Here is a 17,084-nt window from a genome sequence, read left to right as displayed (position 1 = left end):
GCCGTTAATCTGGCCGTATGACGGACGACGGGCGCGAGGAAGCGGAGACGGGGGCGGGAGCGGCGGCAGAGGCGGGAGCGGGGGCGGGGCCGGGAGCGCCCGGGCCCGCCGCGCTGACCGCCGTCGAGACCGCCGTACTGGCGTACGAAGCCCGTACCTGGCCCGGCCCCGGCGCCAAGGAACGGGCGATACGCGAGGGCCTCGGCCTGACCCCCGTGCGGTACTACCAGCTGCTCAACGCCTTGATGGACGATCCACGCGCGCTCGAACACGCCCCGGGCACCGTCAACCGCCTCCGGCGCATCCGCGAGGGCCGGCGGGCCCGCCGCTGAGAAGGGGTGGGCGTCCCCGCCCGACCCCGGTAGGGTCGAACGCATGGGGAGCCATCCGCACGATCCGCCGATGCCCGTGCCCACCACCGCGGCCGGCCGCGAGGGACTCGAAGCCCTCCTCCGCGCACCGCGCGGGGCCGTGATCGCCCTCGACTTCGACGGCACCCTCGCCGACATCGTCCCCGACCCCGACCAGGCCCGCGCCCACCCCGACGCCGTGGCCGCGCTCGCCGCCCTCGCCCCGAAGGTCGCCGCGGTCGCCGTCGTCACCGGCCGACCCGCCGGCGTCGCCGTCCGCCACGGGGGCTTCGCCGGAGTACCCGGCCTCGAACACCTCGTGGTCCTCGGCCACTACGGCGCCGAACGCTGGGACGCCGTCAGCGGCATCGTCCACGCACCCGCCGAACACCCGGGCGTCGCGGCCGTACGCGCCGAACTGCCCGGCTTCCTCGACACGATCGGCGCCTGGCGCGGCACCTGGATCGAGGAGAAGGGCCGGGCGCTCGCCGTCCACACCCGCCGCGCCCAGGACCCCGAAGGGGCCTTCGCGGCCCTGCGCGAACCCCTCACCGAGCTGGCCGCCCGCCATGGGCTCATGGTCGAGCCGGGCCGGGCCGTCCTGGAACTGCGCCCGCCCGGCATGGACAAGGGCGTCGCCCTGACCGAGTTCCTCCAGGAGCGCGGCGCCGAGGCCGTCCTCTACGCGGGCGACGACCTCGGCGACCTCGCCGCCTACTCCGCCGTCGAGAAGCGCCGCGCCGACGGCCTGCCCGGCCTGCTCGTGTGCAGCGGCTCCGCCGAGGTCCCGGAACTGGCCTCCCGCGCCGACCTCGTCCTGTCCGGCCCCTCCGAGGTCGTCGCCCTCCTCGCCTCGCTGGCCGCCGCGCTCTGAGACGCCGCCCGCCCCGGGCGCCCGCCGATCCGCCCGCCGTGGGCGCCCGAGGACGGGCGCCCACCCGCGGCGCTCAGCGCCCGAGCGCCGCCAGCTGCGCCTCGAACCAGGTCGCCGGCGGCAGCGCCGTGGCCGCCGCCGCCAGCCGCTTCGTCCGCTCCGCCCGTTCCGGGGCCGGCATCGTCAGGGCCTCGTGCAGGGCCCGCGCCGTCCGCGAGACGTCGTACGGGTTCACCGTCAGCGCGTCCGCGCGCAGTTCCTCGTACGCCCCCGCACCCGTGGACAGGACCAGCGCGCAGCCGGCCTCCGACACCACCGGGATCTCCTTCGCGACCAGGTTCATCCCGTCGCGCACCGGGTTGACCAGGGCCACGTCCGCCAGCCGGTACGCGGCCAGCGAGCGCGCGAAGTCGTCCTCGACGGAGACCAGCACCGGCTGCCAGCCGGGCACGCCGAACTCCTCGTTGATCTCCGCCGCCAGCTCCCGCACCGCCGCGGTGTAGGAGCGGTAGACCTCCAGGTCCTGCCGCGAGGGGTAGGCGGACGCCAGGTGCACCACCCGCTCGCGCCACTCGGGCCGGGTCACGAGCAGCTCCCGGTAGGCCAGCAGCCCGCGCAGGATGTTCTTCGACAGCTCGGTGCGGTCCACGCGGACGATCGTCCTGCGCTCGCCGACCTCCGCCCGCAGCGCCGCCAGCTTCTCGTCCACCTCCGGCCGGTGCGCCAGCGCCCGCAGGTCGTCGCCGTCCACGCCCAGCGGGAACACCGCCGGCTTCGAGCCCGCCGCGGCCGCGCCCGCCCCGGCCCGGAAGGCCTCCGCCCACGCCTCGGTGTGGAAGCCCACGACGTCCGCGCCGAGCATCCCCTCCAGCAGCCGCGCGCGCACGTCGTCCGGGAGCATCCCGAGGAAGTCGGGGGAGGCCCACGGGGTGTGCGTGAAGTGCGCGATCCGCAGGTCGGGCCGCAGCGCGTGCAGGGCGCCCGGGACCAGCGCCAGGTGGTAGTCCTGCACCAGGACGGCCGCCCCCTCGGCGGCCTCCTCGGCCAGGGCGCGGGCGAAGGCGTCGTTGTAGGCGACGTAGGAGTCCCAGCGGCGCCGGAACTCCGCGTCGAAGACGGGCTCGCGCGGGACGTCGTACAGGTGGTGGTGGGTGAACCACAGCACCGAGTTCGCGATGCCGTTGTACGCGTCGTCGTAGGTCCCCGGATCGATGTCCAGCATCCGCACGCCCGGCTCGGCCACCCCCCGCCGGACCGCCTCGCGGTCGGCGTCGGACAGGGCCGCGCAGATCCACAGGGCCTCCGGCTGCCGGGCGAGCGCGGCGGAGAGGCCGGAGACGAGACCGCCCCCGCCGCGCCGGGCGGTGAGCGTGCCGTCGGCGGCGAGGGCGTACGAGAGCGGGCCGCGGTTGGCGGCGACGAGTACCTGAGAAGCCATGTCGCGAACCTAGCCCGGGGCACCCGCGCTCAAACTCGTGTACGTCTCGTGCCCCCGCTCCGTGCCCCCGGCCGCGCCCGGGCGGCGCGCCCCCGCCGCGTGCACCGGTCGGGGCCTGGCCCGCGCCGGGGACGTCCGCGACGCGCCGGGGCACGGGCCCGGGCACGCGGCGGTCAGGCCACGCACCGCCCCGCGTACTCGGCGATCTCCACCATCGGCGGGCGCTCCTCCGTGTCCACGGGGTGGGTCCGCGGGACGAACCCGTCCGGCCCCCGCTCGAACTGCGTCAGCTCCGGCCGCACCAGATGCCCGCGCGAGAGCCGCAGCTGCGCCGTGCGGTAGATCGCCGCGGCCATCCGGCCCAGTGCCTGCCCGTCCTGGTGCCGGTGCAGCCGGACGCCGACGTCCACCTGGGCCAGCGCGTCCAGTCCGGCGGTGTGCAGCGCGTCCACGAGCAGGCCCAGCTCGACGCCGTAGCCGACGGGGAAGGGCAACCGTTCCAGCAGGGAGCGGCGCACGGCGTACTCGCCGCCCAGCGGCTGCACGAAACCGGCCAGCCGGGGCCAGTGCAGGTTCAGCAGCGGGCGCGCCACCAGCTCCGTCACCCGGCCGCCCTGGCCGGGGGCGTCCCCCAGCGGGCGGTCGTACATCGCCTTGACGAACTGCACCTCGGGGTCGGTCAGCAGCGGCCCGACGATCCCGGAGACGAAGACGGACGAGAAGTCGCGCAGGTCGGCGTCGACGAAGCAGACGACCTCCCCGGTGGTGGCCAGCAGGGAACGCCACAGCACCTCGCCCTTGCCGGGCAGCGCCTCGATCCTCGGCAGGATCGCGTCCCGGTGCACCACCCGGGCGCCGGCCTTCGCCGCCACCTCCGCCGTGCGGTCGGTGGACCCGGAGTCGACGACCACCAGCTCGTCCACCAGCGGGAGGTCCGGGCCGTCCATCAGATCGCGCCGGATCACCTCGACGATCCGCCCGACCGTGGCCTCCTCGTCGAGCGCGGGCAGCACGACGCTGACCGTCGTCCCGGTGGCCCGTTTCCGCTCGATCAGCTGGTCGAGCGGTCGGTCGGCGGCGGACCAGGAGCGGTCGGCCAGCCAGCGCTCCACCTCATCCAGCACTGTCGGTACTCCCTGACGCTCGGTGTTTTCGGCCGAAATGTGATCCATCTCGCCGTTCGGACGGCTGTCTCAACCGCCCGGCCCTTCGGTTACAGTCTTGAACAACGCGAAGGACCACCGCATGCCGGGGGTCCCGCGCACAAACGCACCGGCGCGCCCTCCAGCGCGGTAGCCGGCGCCATACCGCTCATCCAGAGGGGCAGAGGGATACGGCCCGTTGAAGCCCCGGCAACCCTCCAGTCGGTTCTCGCGATCGCCATCGGCGACATCAGCGGGGTCCCCGACTAGGGAAGGTGCCAATTCCGTCTCATGGCGAAGTGCGCCATGGGGAAGATGAGGAGAAAGGGCCTCGCCATCATGGCTGCACAGACTGTCGCCACCTCTGTCGATCTCGGACCGGCCAACGGTCTTTCCTGTCGCGAGTGCGGCACCCGCTTCGAACTCGGACCGATCTTCGCGTGCGCCGAGTGCTTCGGACCGCTGGAAGTCTCCTACGACCTGCCCACCGGTGACCCCGAGGCCCTGCGCGCCGCCATCGAGGCCGGCCCGAACAACATCTGGCGCTACGCCCCCCTGCTGCCCGTCCCCGCGGACGTGGCCTCCAAGCCCAGCCTGAACCCCGGCTTCACCAAGCTCGTGGACGCGGCCAACCTGGCCAAGGAGCTCGGCGTCACCGGAAAGCTGTACGTCAAGGACGACTCCGGCAACCCGACGCACTCCTTCAAGGACCGCGTCGTGGCCATCGCCGTCGAGGCCGCCCGCGCCTTCGGCTTCACCACCCTCTCCTGCTCCTCCACGGGCAACCTGGCCGGCGCCGTCGGCGCCGCCGCCGCCCGCGCCGGCTTCCGTTCCTGCGTGTTCATCCCGCACGACCTGGAGCAGGGCAAGGTCGTCATGGCCGGTGTCTACGGTGGCGACCTGGTCGGCATCGAGGGCAACTACGACGACGTCAACCGCTTCTGCTCCGAGCTCATCGGCGACCCGCTCGGCGAGGGCTGGGGCTTCGTCAACGTCAACCTGCGCCCCTACTACGGCGAGGGCTCCAAGACCCTGGCGTACGAGATCTGCGAGCAGCTCGGCTGGCGCCTGCCCGACCAGATCGTGATCCCGATCGCTTCCGGCTCCCAGCTGACGAAGATCGACAAGGGCCTCCAGGAGCTGATCAAGCTCGGTCTCGTCGAGGACCGGCCGTACAAGATCTTCGGTGCCCAGGCCGAGGGCTGCTCCCCGGTCTCGACCGCCTTCAAGGCCGGTCACGACGTGGTCCGCCCGCAGAAGCCGAACACCATCGCCAAGTCGCTGGCCATCGGCAACCCGGCGGACGGCCCGTACGTCCTGGACATCGCGCGCCGCACCGGCGGCTTCGTCGAGGACGTGAACGACGAGCAGGTCGTCGAGGCCATCAAGATCCTCGCGCAGACCGAGGGCATCTTCGCCGAGACCGCGGGCGGCGTGACCGTCGGCGTGACGAAGAAGCTCATCGAGAACGGGCAGCTCGACCCGTCGCTGACGACCGTCGTCCTGAACACCGGCGACGGCCTGAAGACCTTGGAGGCGGTCGCCGCGGACAGCGGTCAGACGGCCACCATCCGCCCGAGCCTGGACGCGTTCCGCGCCGCCGGCCTGGCCTGACCACTTCTCCTCCGCACTACCGGAAAGGCAGTAGCGCCATGAGCGTCAACGTCCGCATCCCCACCATCCTGCGCACCTACACCGGCGGCGTCGCCGAGGTCCCGGCCGAGGGCGCGACCCTCGCCGAGGTCATCGAGTCCCTGGAGAAGAACCACCCGGGCATCGCCGCGCGCGTCCTGGACGACCAGGGCAAGCTGCGCCGCTTCGTGAACGTCTACGTGAACGACGACGACGTGCGCTTCGAGGGCGGCCTCGCGACGGCGACGCCCGACGGCGCCGGCGTGTCGATCATTCCCGCCGTGGCCGGCGGCTGCTGACGCCCCACGCGTTTCGCACGAGAAACAGAATTGCCCCCTCCGCCGAAAGCGGAGGGGGCAATTCTGCTTGATTGGGCGCGGTAGAGTTGGGGAAGTCCCCTCCGCTGTTCTTGCCCGCCGCATATGAGCGGGCCGCGGGAGGGTTGACATTGAGTCAACATGTGCGCGCGCTTTGGGGCTTTGGCGTGGATTGTCAGGCCCGAGTTGCCCTGGAATATGCCAGATTTTCACTCTATTTCCACGTTTCCGTGTGTCCAGATTTCTCGTCGGATTGACCTGTTGCAGACAGCAGCGGTGCGGATACATTCAGCCCCGGTCGAGGCGTTCCGGCGCAAGTTCTGACCCGGGTCCGCGAAGTGCGGTCCTGCGCAAGGGCCAGTAATAGGGGAGTTAGGCATGGCTCAGGGCACCGTCAAGTGGTTCAACGCGGAGAAGGGCTACGGCTTCATCGCGGTCGACGGTGGCGCGGATGTGTTCGTCCACTACAGCGCCATCCAGATGGACGGGTATCGCACCCTCGAAGAGGGCCAGCGGGTCGAGTTCGAGATCTCGCAGGGCCAGAAGGGTCCGCAGGCGGACATGGTCAAGCTCGCGGCCGGCTGAGTCCCAGCGCGTTCGACCACCGATACGTACGTACGAGGGGCCCACATCCCGGACACGGGATGCGGGCCCCTCGGCGCGTTCCCGGGCGTGTCCCGGCGCGCGGCCGGTGGTGTTGCCCGAAGCCGCTTGCACTCGTGGGGGTCGAGTGCTAATCATTGGCGTTAGCACTCTCCGGGTGAGAGTGCTACTAAGAGGACCGGGTCGGTGAGGCCCGCAGGGTCCGGCGGGAAGGAACCGCCGGAGTCGCAGGCCGTCCGTCGCGGGCGCGGGCGCGGTCCGGAGCAATCCACCCCTGTCCGGGAGGACCACTTCAGATGGCCAAGATCATTTCGTTCAACGAGGAGGCCCGGCGCGGTCTCGAGCGTGGCATGAACCAGCTCGCGGACGCCGTCAAGGTCACCCTTGGCCCCAAGGGTCGCAACGTCGTCCTTGAGAAGAAGTGGGGCGCCCCCACGATCACCAACGATGGTGTCTCCATCGCCAAGGAGATCGAGCTCGAGGACCCGTACGAGAAGATCGGCGCCGAGCTGGTCAAGGAAGTCGCCAAGAAGACGGACGACGTCGCGGGCGACGGTACGACCACCGCCACCGTGCTGGCCCAGGCGCTGGTCCGCGAGGGCCTGCGCAACGTGGCCGCCGGCGCCAACCCGATGGCCCTCAAGCGTGGTATCGAGAAGGCCGTCGAGGCCGTCTCCGCCGCCCTGCTGTCCCAGGCCAAGGACGTCGAGACCAAGGAGCAGATCGCCTCCACCGCCTCGATCTCCGCCGCTGACACCCAGATCGGCGAGCTCATCGCCGAGGCCATGGACAAGGTCGGCAAGGAAGGCGTCATCACCGTCGAGGAGTCGCAGACCTTCGGTCTGGAGCTTGAGCTCACCGAGGGCATGCGCTTCGACAAGGGCTACATCTCGGCGTACTTCGCCACCGACATGGAGCGTATGGAGGCGTCCCTGGACGACCCGTACATCCTGATCGTCAACTCCAAGATCGGCTCGGTCAAGGACCTGCTGCCGCTCCTGGAGAAGGTCATGCAGTCCGGCAAGCCGCTGCTGATCATCGCCGAGGACGTCGAGGGCGAGGCCCTGTCGACCCTGGTCGTCAACAAGATCCGCGGCACCTTCAAGTCCGTCGCCGTCAAGGCCCCGGGCTTCGGTGACCGTCGCAAGGCCATGCTCGGCGACATCGCCATCCTCACGGGCGGCACGGTCATCTCCGAGGAGGTCGGCCTCAAGCTGGAGAACGCCGGTCTCGACCTGCTCGGCCGCGCCCGCAAGGTCGTCATCACCAAGGACGAGACCACCATCGTCGACGGTGCCGGTGACAGCGACCAGGTCCAGGGTCGCGTCAACCAGATCCGCGCCGAGATCGAGAACTCCGACTCGGACTACGACCGCGAGAAGCTCCAGGAGCGCCTCGCGAAGCTGGCCGGCGGCGTGGCCGTCATCAAGGCCGGTGCCGCGACCGAGGTCGAGCTCAAGGAGCGCAAGCACCGCATCGAGGACGCCGTTCGCAACGCGAAGGCGGCCGTCGAAGAGGGCATCGTCGCCGGCGGTGGCGTGGCCCTGCTCCAGGCCTCCTCGGTCTTCGAGAAGCTGGAGCTGTCGGGTGACGAGGCGACCGGCGCCAACGCCGTGAAGCTCGCCCTGGAGGCCCCGCTGAAGCAGATCGCCGTCAACGGTGGTCTCGAGGGTGGCGTCGTCGTGGAGAAGGTGCGCAACCTTCCGATCGGTCACGGCCTGAACGCCGCGTCCGGCGAGTACGTCGACATGATCGCCGAGGGCATCATCGACCCGGCGAAGGTCACGCGTTCCGCCCTGCAGAACGCCGCGTCCATCGCCGCGCTGTTCCTGACCACCGAGGCCGTCATCGCCGACAAGCCGGAGAAGGCCGCTGCCGGCGCTCCGGGCGGCATGCCGGGCGGTGACATGGACTTCTGATCGGCCCCCGGCTGATCGGCTGTTCTCGAACGAGGGCGGCACCCCGCACGGGGTGCCGCCCTCGGGCGTTGTCCGGGCCCGGTGTCGCCCGGCGTCAGAGCCGCTTGAGGAGGTACACGTCCTCGTGGCCGGCGGGGAACCCGGGCACGCGGGCCTGCTCCTCGTAGCCGTGGCGGGCGTAGAAGGCAGGCGCCTGGAAGGTGAAGGACGACACCAGGATCGTCACGCAGCCGCGCCGGCGGGCCTCGGCCTCCGCGGCCTCCAGCAGTCGCGTGCCCCAGCCGCCGCCCCGGCTGTCCTCACGGACCCAGGTCATCCCGATCCCGGCCCGGTCCCCCCAGCTCCACCCCGACAGCCCGGCGACGAGGTCGCCGTCCGCGTCGGTGATCCGCACGGTGAACTCCGCCTGCTCGTGCCCGGCGGTCGCCGCCTGGTTGAAGGCGTCCAGCTCCTTGCCGAGCCGCGTGTCGAGCTCCGCGTCCCCGCCGCCTGTGGTGACCTGCACCCCGTTGTCGTCCATCCGGCCATTGTGCGGTGCGTCCGGGCCCCGGACCGAAGGGTTTTCGCCGGGCCGGCGGGGTCAGAAGACCGAGAGGTCGAGTGTGAAGTCGAACGGCGCGGGGACGGCCAGGGTCTCACCGAAGGACACCGTCCGGCGGGTCCGGTACCCGTGCGAGGAGGGGTCCGAGAAGCAGGTGATCTCCGAGTCCTGCATGTCGACGACGAGGTACACGGGGACGAGCGAGCCGTACACGTCCAGCTTCTCGTTCCAGTCGGCGTCCTTGGTGGAGACCGAGGCGAACTCCGCCACGAGGGAGAGCGCCGCCCCGTCCGCGTGCCGACCGTCTTCCTCGAACGCGGCCTCGTCCGCCACGAAGAGGTCCGGCCCGTAGGCGCGCTCGGCAGCGGAGAACCTGAAGAGGAAGGGTGCCGTCTCCGCGATGTGCCCCTCGGGCGCGTGGGCCTGGAGCTGTTCTCGCAGGGCGCGCATGCGACGGAGGCAGCGCAGCTTGGAGAACGGTGACACGACGATCTTCCCCCGGATGAGCTCGGCCTTGAAGCCGGCTGGTGTGTTCATCTCCGCGACGGTGCGCAGGAGGCTCTCGAACGGCTCTGGTGCCGACGCAGCCCCTATGGGGGTGGCCCGCTCGGTCATGGTCGTCACCGTCGTCCTCCGTGTGGCGTTCCGCGTCGGAATGTGTGCCCCGTCCCAGGCTAGTGGTGGCGAGGTGGCCGCGCTCGGCTGATGGGACGTATCGGCGGGGGAGAGGAGGGTTTGGTTGACTCGGGGCATGAGTGAGATGAGCGGGCTGTACGTCAAGATCTGCGGGCTGCGGACCGGGCACGACGTCGACGTCGCGGTGGAGGCCGGGGCGGACGCCATCGGGTTCGTGTTCGCGCCCGGGAGCCCCCGGACCATCGACGTCGTCGCGGCGCGGGAACTGGCGCGGCGGGTGCCGTCGGGGGTGCTGACCGTCGGGGTGTTCCGGGGCCAGTCCGTCGAGGAGGTGCGGCGGCTGACCGAGGAGAGCGGGGTGCGGGGCGTGCAGCTGCACGGGGAGGAGGGGCCCGAGGACTTCGCCGCGCTGCGCGCCGACGGCCGGACCCTGCTGCGGGCCACCTCCGAGCGCGCGGAGCGGTGCGGGGAGTACGGGGAGGACCTGTTGCTCCTCGACGCGCCCGACCCCGGCTCCGGCAAGCCGTGGAACTGGGGCTCGGCGGACTTCACCGCGCCCGAGGGGCGTTGGCTGCTGGCCGGCGGGCTGACCCCGGGCAACGTCGCCGAGGCCGTCGCCGTGACCGGGGCGTGGGGCGTGGACGTCTCCAGCGGGGTCGAGCGGGAGCGCGGGGTGAAGGACCCCGCGCTGATCCGGGCCTTCGTGGCGGCGGCCCGGTCGGCCGGCGGGGCGTGACGGGCGGGGCGTAGCTCCGGGCGCGTCGGGCGCTTCGGGAGCGGGTCGACAGATCGTCGAGGGTGTCGTGGATCTATGTGTTAGGTTATTTCTGTAGTGATCGTTACTGAATTACAGGGGGATTCGTCATGAGCAGGAACGCACTGGTCACGGGCGGCAGCAGGGGCATCGGCCGGGCCGTCGCCGAGCGGCTCGCGGCCGACGGGGTGACCGTCGTGCTGACGTACGCCGAAAACGAGGCGGCGGCCCGCGACACCGTCGAGACGATCACCGCCCGCGGTGGTCGCGCCCACGCGCTGCGGGCGGAGCTGGGCCGGCACGGGGACGCCGCCGCACTGTGGGAGGCGTACGACGCGCTCGGGCTCGGACCGGCCGACATCCTCGTCAACAACGCCGGCATCGGCCGCTCGCTCCCCCTCGGGCAGGTCACCGAGGACGACTTCGACCAGGTCTTCGCCGTCAACGTCCGCGCCCCCTTCTTCCTGGTGCAGGAGGGGCTGGAGCGGCTGCGCGACGGCGGCCGGATCATCAACGTCTCCAGCGGGGCCGCCCGTATCGCGATGCCCGAGAGCATCGCCTACGGGCCCACCAAGGGAGCCCTCGACAACCTGACGCTGAACCTCGCCAAGGTCCTCGGCCCGCGCGGGATCACCGTCAACTCCGTCGCCCCCGGCATCGTCGACACCGACGTCAACGCGGGCTGGCTCCGCGACAACCCGCAGGCCCAGGAGCACGCCGCGTCCCTCGCCGCGCTGGGCCGCGTCGGCAGGCCCGAGGACATCGCCGACATCGTCGGCTTCCTCGCCTCGGACGCCGGCCGCTGGGTCACCGGCCGCGTCGTCGACGCCACCGGCGGCGCCGGGCTCTGACCGCCGTCACCGCCGGTGGGCCGCCGCGCGGGGCGGCCCACCGGCGTCACCGGTCAGCAGACCTGGATGGCGTCGGCCTTGTCGTTGTTCGCGTCACCGACGTAGGAGCTCGACGAGGGGCCGTGGAGGCCCACAGCTGCTGCCGGTACCCGACCCAGTTGTAGACACGGGTGACGGTCCCACGGGTCTGGTTGTTGTGCCAGGACGAGGTCTTGTCGGTGAAGCCCCAGTTGCCCAGGTGCTCGAAGTCGCAGTCCGACCAGGTGAGCCGGCGGCCGTCGAAGTTGCCGTGCTCGTACAGGCAGGTCCAGGCGTAGGAGCAGTTCGGCGAACCGAGCGCGGCGGCGGGCTCGTAGGGGAAGGACGGGCGGGCGTGGGACCGGCCGGACCTCAGACGGCGGGGCCGAGGGCGCTCGCCGGACCGTCCTCCTCCACGGACTCCACGATCGGCGCGGCGCGCAGCGCGGAGACCTGCTCGGGGGAGAGCCGGGCGGCGAAGCCGTTGAGGGCGGTGCGGAAGACGTGCACCGGGGTGATCCCGTAGGCCTCGGCGACGGACGCCGGGTCGAGGGCTTCGTGGACGGTGACGAGGTACGTCGGCCAGTCCGCCGGCGCCACCGCGGCGGGCACGGCGGTGTCGGTGGTAGCGGCGTCGGCCGCCTGTGCGGCGGGCAGGACGGCCACGGCGGCCAGTGCGGCGGCGGCGACGGCCGTCGGCAGGGCCCAGCTCGGTCGGGTGCGCATGACGGCGAGGCCATCACGCACGTCCGGGCCGGTCAACGACCCCGTGCGGCGCGGCGGGGGCGGGCGGTGGTGAACCCGCGCGCGCTCCCTCGCCCGGCCGCCGGGTCACGGCCCGTACGGGTGAACCTGCGCGGACGGCGGGCGGAGCGGGGCGGCCGGCCCGGTGGCGCGCCCCGCCACGTGCATGATCGATTCTGCTGATGGCCCGACGGCCCCCGCCCGGCCCCGTGCACCCCCTTCGGCCAGGTGGCCGGAGCCGTTTCAAGTTCGTGGCCCCGGGTGACCGATGCACCGGGAGGCCGTCCCGCGGGGCTCTCGTCCCGGCCCGGTCGGCCCCACCCCCCACCGTTCTCCGCCTTCCGCTTCAGGGAGTTGCCGTCATGCGCATGTTCGTCCGTCTGGCCATCGCCACCCTCCTCACGGCCGGTCCGGCCCTGGCCGGTGGTGCGGCCGTCGCCGACACTCCGGAGCCCACGCCCGTCCCGCTGCACACCGCCGAGACGGGCGGCCTGCCGGGCCAGTACATCGTCACCCTGCACAAGGGCGTCGACCCCTCGAAGCTGGCGCAGAGACTGGGCGTGAAGCCGACGTTCGTCTACAGCGCGGCGATCAACGGCTTCGCCGTGGCCCTGAACTCGCACCAGCTGGACAAGCTCCGCACTACCTCGGGCGTGAAGTCCGTCGAGCAGGACGCGACGGCGTCCGCCCCGCCCGTCCCGAAGGCCCCGGCGGCCGGCCGCGCCCCGTCCAACTCCTGGGGTCTGGACCGCATCGACCAGCGCGACCTGCCCCTCGACGGCGCCTTCACCGTCGAGGGCAGCGGCGCCGGGGTGACGGCGTACATCCTGGACAGCGGCATCGACTACGAGCACGACGAGTACCGGGGCCGGGCCACGTTCGGCTTCGACGCGATGGGCGACGGCCGCCGTGGCGCGGACTGCAACGGCCACGGCACGCACGTCGCGGGCACGGTCGGCGGCAAGACGTACGGCGTGGCCACGAAGGTCAACCTGGTCAGCGTCCGCGTCCTCGGCTGTGACAACCGGGGCTCGTTCTCGGGCATCATCGCCGGCCTGGACTGGGTGGCGCGCAACGCGCGGCAGCCCGCCGTGCTGAACGGCTCGCTGGGCGGCGGCTTCTCGCAGACGGTGAACGACGCGGCGAACAACCTGTCGCGCGCCGGTGTGCTGCCGGTCATCTCGGCGGGCAACGACGCGAAGAACGCCGCGAACTACTCGCCGGCCTCGGCCGACCGCGTGCTGACCGTGGGCGCGAGCGACCGCTACGACGACGAGACCAACTTCTCGAACTACGGCAACGTCGTCGACCTCTACGCCCCCGGTCAGGACATCCTCTCGGCCCGCCTCGGCGGCGGCTCGGTGTCCTTCAACGGCACCTCGATGGCCGCCCCGCACGTGACGGGCGCCGCCGTCCTCTTCAAGCAGAAGCACCCGAAGGCGGACCCGGAGGAGATCTTCAACGCGCTGCTGACCGAGTCGACGAAGGACCGGCTGTCCTTCCTGAGCTCGGGCAGCCCGAACCGCCTCCTGTTCACCGGCGGCCTCTGACCCGTCAGAGGGACCTGACGAAGTCGTCCCAGGCCCGCGCGCGGAACACCACGTGCGGGCCGTCCGGGACCTTGGAGTCCCGGACGGGGACGACGCCGGGGTGCGCGTCACAGACTTCGACGCAGTTGCCGCCGTCACCGCCGCTGTGGGTGGACTTCAGCCAGGTGGCCATCTCCAGGCAGTCTCCGCCGTCGCCACCGCTGTAGCTGGACTTGTGCCAGGTGGCGGTCGACAGGTTGTAGTCAGACGTGCTGGTCATGTGCGTAATCCTCCGCCGCGGACTCGATCAGGGCCAGTGAGTCGGCAGGTGGCAGCGCACTGGCCGTGAGGAGATCGTAGGTCAGGGCATGTCGGGCTACCGTGGCCGGATCGTCCAACAGCACTCCGGTTCCGTTGCCTTGCGTGTAGGCGAGGGGCGGCGCGTCCTCGAAGGCCATCAGTTTGAGGGGGCCCATCAAGGCAGCATGGGCACCCGCTCCGAACGGGATCACCTGGACGATGATCCGCCGTGCCCGGATCAGGCTCGCGATGTGGTGCAGCGCCTCGGCCATGACGGCTCGGCCGCCCACGACCCGTTGGAGCACCGCCTCGTCGAGCACGCACCACAGCAGGGGCGTTGATGGGTCGGCGAGGAGCTTGGCGCGGTCGAGCCGCGCTTCGGTCAGTTCGTCGATGACGGGTTCCGGCGCGGTCGGCTGGTACGCGTGGAAGATCTCCCGCGCGTAGGCCTCCGTCTGGAGCAGCCCCGGGATGACCAGGGGTGCGTACTCCCGGATGGACAAGGCCTCCGCTTCGGCCTCGGCGGCCTCCACGAAGTGGTCCGGGTACTTGGACTTGCCCTGCTTGCCGCAGTTGCGGGTGAAGAAGCCGGTGGTGCCGAGGACCTCGTCTATCGAACCCGCGAGTTCGAGGGTGATCCTGCGGGTGCCCGCTTCCATCTGGCCGACGTACGAGCCGCTCACGAACAGCAGTTCGCCGAGCGCGGCCTGGCTGAGGCCGGCCCGTTCGCGGGCGACGCGGAGTTCGGCGCCGAGCAGGGCGCGGGGGGAGGACGAGGGGTCGAGGTTCTTTCCTGGCATGACAACTCCCGGTACAACATGTGCGGTTGCTGCGGTGGCCCACTTGAAAGGCTAGCCACCTCGTCGCCACTCTGTGTGCAGAAGCTGAATACTCAGAGTGGAAGGTGACATGGCATGGTGCTCACTCCGAAAGAGCGGATCCGTGCGGCCGAGGAGGCGGTGGGGCAGCTGAAGGAGGCCCTCGACGGGGTCGGCGTGGTGTTCCCCTCGCTCGGGGTGGACGGGGTGTCCGCCGCGGGGACCTACGGGCTGCCGCTGGTCGACCTCGGGCGCTGCAACCTCGACACGGCGTTGCGGTTGGCCGCCGTCCTGCACGAGCGGGCGTGCCCGTGACCGAGGGGATCGACTCGGCGGAGTTCGCCTTCGAGCTGGGCTGGAAGCTGCGCGGGCTGGAGGCGGCGCTGGCGGGGGGCCGGTGGCGGCGGTGCGGGAGCGGGCTGTCGGTGCGGGTGCGGCGCGACGAGGGCGGCGCCGGCGGTGGTGACGGCGCGGCGGTGTGGACGGCCGTCGGGGACGACGGCGAGCGGCGGGAGAGCCGGAGCGCGGAGTCGGCGGACGAGGCGACGGCGCTGGTGCACGAGGCGTTCGGGTTGAAGGCGTGGCGTCCGCAGCCGCCCCCGCCGCCGGGCTGGCACCGCTTCACGCTGGTGCACTGTCCGGCGGGGGAGTACCCGGGCTTCGAGCACGTCCGCTACGACGGGATCAAGGCGAGGCCGCCGACGGGCTGTGCGGTGGAGGAGGTCGGCGGGTACCTCGGGCTGCGCTGCGAGCGGCCCGGTGGGCGGCTGCTGGACGCGGTGGCGCAGACCTGCGGGGAGATCCGGGCCGGGCACGGGCTGCTGATGACGGACCTGGGCATCGAGAAGCTGTGGGAGTGGTCCGAGGACGGTCCGGACGGCTGGGGCGCGGAGATCGTGGGGCAGCTGCTGCTGATGGCGGCCGAGCGGGGCCCGAAGCTGGGGTACAGCGCCGAGGACCTGGTCCGTTTCCTGCGGGCGGCCACGGGGGCGGGCGGCGGGGCGTGAGCGGGTGCGAGGGGCTCCTCCCGGGGGGAGCCCCTCGCACCCCGGTCAGGCCAGGGCGGGTTCCTTCGTGGGTTCGGTGGTGCCGGGGGTGGCCGGGGGGAGGGGGTCGGTGTTGAGGTCGGCGAGCATCCGGGGGGTGAAGCCGAAGAAGTAGGTGGCGGCGAAGCCGACGAGGTAGCCGACGCCGAGGCCGCCCGCGTAGATGGCGAGGGTCGTGCCCGTGCCCGAGGTGCCGTCCAGGAGCGGGAAGAGGGCCCAGCCGGAGGGGCCGATGGCGCTGGATCCGAAGCCGACGCCGAGCTGGTTGAACAGGCCGACGAAGGCCCCGCCCGCGGCGCCGCCGACGCAGGCGGTGACGAAGGGGCGGCCCAGGGGCAGGGAGACCCCGTAGATCAGCGGTTCGCCGACGCCGAGGAAGCCGGCGGGGAGCGCGGACTTGATGGTGGTGCGGAGCGAGCCGTTGCGCGGGAGGCGGTAGTAGACGGCGATGGCGGCGCCGACCTGGCCCGCGCCGGCCATGGCGAGGATCGGGAGCAGGACGGTGTAGCCGGACTGTTCGATGAGGGTGGTGTGGATGGGGATGAGGGCCTGGTGCAGGCCCAGCATCACCAGCGGCAGGAACAGTCCGCCGAGGACGAGGCCGGCGAAGGCGCCGCCGGTGGCCAGCAGCCAGTTGGCGAAGTCGCCGATGGCGGCGGAGACCTCGCCGGCGAGGAACATCAGGCCGAAGAGGGTGACGAGTCCGGAGACCAGCACGGTCAGGGTGGGGGTGACGAGGACGTCGAGGGCTTCGGGTACCCACTTGCGGCACCACTTCTCGACCTGGACGGCGAGCAGGGCCGCCGCGAGTGCGCCGAGGACGCCGCCCTGGCCGGGGGAGAGGTGTTCGCCGAACACCTCGATCTTCGCGACGCCGGGGAAGACGATGATGGCGGCGACTGCGCCGCCGAGGACGGGCGTCCCGCCGAACTCCTTGGCCGTGTTGAAGCCGACGAACACCGCGATGAGCGACATGAAGCCGGAGGCGATGGCGGCGAGGGCCGGGACGAGGGTGGGCAGCCAGCCGAGGTTGGTGAGCATGCCGCCCAGGCCGGCGATGATGCCGCAGCCGATGAGGGCGGGGATCAGGGGGACGAAGATGTTCGCGACGCGGCGCAGGAACAGTTTGAACGGGGTCGCGTTCCTGGCCTTGCGGGCGTCCTTGAGGGCCTGTCCCTGCGCGGCGAGTTCCTCGGCGGTGACGGCCTGGGGGGTTTTCCCGTCCGCGCCGGCGGTGACGGGCGTGGGCGCCGGAGCGGGCGTGGGCGTGGGCGCGGCTTCGCGGGCCTGTGCGACGAGGGCTTCGAACTCGGGGGTGACGCGGGCGACGGTGCCCGGGCCGAGGACGATCTGGTAGGTGTCGTCCTCCACCACGCCCAGGACCGCCGGGAGGGCCCTCAGGGCCTCGTCCCGGACGAGGGAGCGGTCGCGCAGGCCGATCCGCAGGCGGGTCATGCAGTGCGCGATGGAGGTGATGTTGTCCGGGCCGCCGACCAGAGGAAGGATCGCGGCGGCTGTGGCGCGGTTCTTGTCAGTGGACATGGGGTCGCCTTGCGTCGGTGGTGCGGGGCG

The 17,084-nt window shown here is 72.0% G+C and carries 20 protein-coding genes and 1 riboswitch; of the genes, 11 read left to right on the top strand and 9 right to left on the bottom strand.

Annotation, left to right across the window (positions count from 1 at the left end; genetic code table 11):
• Positions 1–17 precede the first annotated feature (17 nt).
• Complete coding sequence (locus AB0D01_RS14665) at positions 18–332, top strand: DUF3263 domain-containing protein (RefSeq protein WP_363055515.1); 315 nt, start codon at positions 18–20, stop codon at positions 330–332.
• A 43-nt stretch (positions 333–375) separates the two neighbouring features.
• The gene (gene otsB, locus AB0D01_RS14660) at positions 376–1,224 is read left to right on the top strand and encodes a trehalose-phosphatase (RefSeq protein WP_363055514.1); all 849 of its coding nucleotides are present in this window, start codon (positions 376–378) and stop codon (positions 1,222–1,224) included.
• A 73-nt stretch (positions 1,225–1,297) separates the two neighbouring features.
• Here otsB and AB0D01_RS14655 read toward each other — a convergent pair whose 3' ends face one another.
• Both AB0D01_RS14655 and AB0D01_RS14650 read right to left on the bottom strand, forming a co-directional pair.
• Positions 1,298–2,662 carry a trehalose-6-phosphate synthase gene (locus AB0D01_RS14655; protein WP_363055513.1) on the bottom strand — a complete coding sequence of 455 codons (1,365 nt, stop codon included), beginning with the start codon at positions 2,660–2,662 and terminating at the stop codon, positions 1,298–1,300.
• 173 nt (positions 2,663–2,835) lie between these two features.
• On the bottom strand, positions 2,836–3,786 hold the full coding sequence (locus tag AB0D01_RS14650; RefSeq protein ID WP_363055512.1) for a glucosyl-3-phosphoglycerate synthase: 951 nt from the start codon (positions 3,784–3,786) through the stop codon (positions 2,836–2,838).
• A 184-nt stretch (positions 3,787–3,970) separates the two neighbouring features.
• A riboswitch (SAM riboswitch) is annotated at positions 3,971–4,126 on the top strand.
• Between AB0D01_RS14650 and thrC the strand changes: the two genes are divergently transcribed.
• From thrC to groL, 4 genes are all read left to right on the top strand, one after another.
• On the top strand, positions 4,120–5,418 hold the full coding sequence (gene thrC / locus AB0D01_RS14645; RefSeq protein WP_363055511.1) for a threonine synthase: 1,299 nt from the start codon (positions 4,120–4,122) through the stop codon (positions 5,416–5,418). Its footprint overlaps the riboswitch before it by 7 nt.
• A gap of 38 nt (positions 5,419–5,456) precedes the next feature.
• The gene (locus AB0D01_RS14640; protein ID WP_363055510.1) at positions 5,457–5,735 is read left to right on the top strand and encodes a MoaD/ThiS family protein; all 279 of its coding nucleotides are present in this window, start codon (positions 5,457–5,459) and stop codon (positions 5,733–5,735) included.
• 396 nt (positions 5,736–6,131) lie between these two features.
• Positions 6,132–6,338: a cold-shock protein gene (locus AB0D01_RS14635; protein ID WP_008743607.1), complete on the top strand. Its 207-nt coding sequence runs from the start codon at positions 6,132–6,134 to the stop codon at positions 6,336–6,338.
• Between the two features lie 314 nt (positions 6,339–6,652).
• Positions 6,653–8,275, top strand: a complete 1,623-nt coding sequence (gene groL / locus AB0D01_RS14630; RefSeq protein ID WP_363055509.1) for a chaperonin GroEL — start codon at positions 6,653–6,655, stop codon at positions 8,273–8,275.
• A 94-nt stretch (positions 8,276–8,369) separates the two neighbouring features.
• Here groL and AB0D01_RS14625 read toward each other — a convergent pair whose 3' ends face one another.
• Positions 8,370–8,795 carry a GNAT family N-acetyltransferase gene (locus tag AB0D01_RS14625; protein WP_363055508.1) on the bottom strand — a complete coding sequence of 142 codons (426 nt, stop codon included), beginning with the start codon at positions 8,793–8,795 and terminating at the stop codon, positions 8,370–8,372.
• A 60-nt stretch (positions 8,796–8,855) separates the two neighbouring features.
• Positions 8,856–9,431, bottom strand: a complete 576-nt coding sequence (locus AB0D01_RS14620; protein ID WP_363055609.1) for a Uma2 family endonuclease — start codon at positions 9,429–9,431, stop codon at positions 8,856–8,858.
• A gap of 136 nt (positions 9,432–9,567) precedes the next feature.
• Here AB0D01_RS14620 and AB0D01_RS14615 point away from each other — a divergent pair, with 136 nt between their 5' ends.
• Positions 9,568–10,188 carry a phosphoribosylanthranilate isomerase gene (locus tag AB0D01_RS14615; protein WP_363055507.1) on the top strand — a complete coding sequence of 207 codons (621 nt, stop codon included), beginning with the start codon at positions 9,568–9,570 and terminating at the stop codon, positions 10,186–10,188.
• A gap of 128 nt (positions 10,189–10,316) precedes the next feature.
• Positions 10,317–11,057, top strand: coding sequence for an SDR family oxidoreductase (locus tag AB0D01_RS14610; protein ID WP_363055506.1), 741 nt, complete (start codon positions 10,317–10,319; stop codon positions 11,055–11,057).
• Positions 11,058–11,103: 46 nt separating this feature from the next.
• Here AB0D01_RS14610 and AB0D01_RS14605 read toward each other — a convergent pair whose 3' ends face one another.
• Together AB0D01_RS14605 and AB0D01_RS14600 are read right to left on the bottom strand one after the other, a co-directional pair.
• Complete coding sequence (locus tag AB0D01_RS14605) at positions 11,104–11,358, bottom strand: hypothetical protein (protein WP_363055608.1); 255 nt, start codon at positions 11,356–11,358, stop codon at positions 11,104–11,106.
• A gap of 89 nt (positions 11,359–11,447) precedes the next feature.
• The gene (locus AB0D01_RS14600) at positions 11,448–11,801 is read right to left on the bottom strand and encodes a protease inhibitor I9 family protein (RefSeq protein WP_363055505.1); all 354 of its coding nucleotides are present in this window, start codon (positions 11,799–11,801) and stop codon (positions 11,448–11,450) included.
• Positions 11,802–12,181: 380 nt separating this feature from the next.
• Here AB0D01_RS14600 and AB0D01_RS14595 point away from each other — a divergent pair, with 380 nt between their 5' ends.
• A complete protein-coding gene (locus AB0D01_RS14595; protein WP_363055504.1) occupies positions 12,182–13,369 on the top strand; it encodes a S8 family peptidase in 1,188 nt (395 codons plus the stop codon).
• Between the two features lie 4 nt (positions 13,370–13,373).
• Here the strand turns inward: AB0D01_RS14595 and AB0D01_RS14590 are convergent, their stop codons facing one another.
• Positions 13,374–13,628: a DUF397 domain-containing protein gene (locus tag AB0D01_RS14590; protein WP_363055503.1), complete on the bottom strand. Its 255-nt coding sequence runs from the start codon at positions 13,626–13,628 to the stop codon at positions 13,374–13,376.
• On the bottom strand, positions 13,612–14,448 hold the full coding sequence (locus AB0D01_RS14585) for a helix-turn-helix transcriptional regulator (RefSeq protein WP_363055502.1): 837 nt from the start codon (positions 14,446–14,448) through the stop codon (positions 13,612–13,614). The genes AB0D01_RS14590 and AB0D01_RS14585 overlap by 17 nt, the downstream gene beginning before the upstream one ends.
• 114 nt (positions 14,449–14,562) lie before the next feature.
• Here AB0D01_RS14585 and AB0D01_RS14580 point away from each other — a divergent pair, with 114 nt between their 5' ends.
• Positions 14,563–14,781: a hypothetical protein gene (locus tag AB0D01_RS14580; protein WP_363055501.1), complete on the top strand. Its 219-nt coding sequence runs from the start codon at positions 14,563–14,565 to the stop codon at positions 14,779–14,781.
• Positions 14,772–15,473, top strand: a complete 702-nt coding sequence (locus tag AB0D01_RS14575; RefSeq protein ID WP_363055500.1) for a hypothetical protein — start codon at positions 14,772–14,774, stop codon at positions 15,471–15,473. Before AB0D01_RS14580 ends, AB0D01_RS14575 begins: the two co-directional genes overlap by 10 nt.
• Positions 15,474–15,518: 45 nt before the next feature.
• Here AB0D01_RS14575 and AB0D01_RS14570 read toward each other — a convergent pair whose 3' ends face one another.
• Positions 15,519–17,054 (bottom strand): PTS transporter subunit EIIC, encoded by a 1,536-nt coding sequence (locus AB0D01_RS14570; protein WP_363055499.1) that lies wholly within the window; start codon positions 17,052–17,054, stop codon positions 15,519–15,521.
• Positions 17,055–17,084 lie beyond the last annotated feature (30 nt).

The organism is Streptomyces sp. NPDC048606 (assembly GCF_040650855.1).
GTDB lineage: Bacteria > Actinomycetota > Actinomycetes > Streptomycetales > Streptomycetaceae > Streptomyces.
The sequence above is the reverse complement of the archived record's forward strand: the minus strand, read 5'-3'. Positions and strand labels throughout refer to the sequence as shown.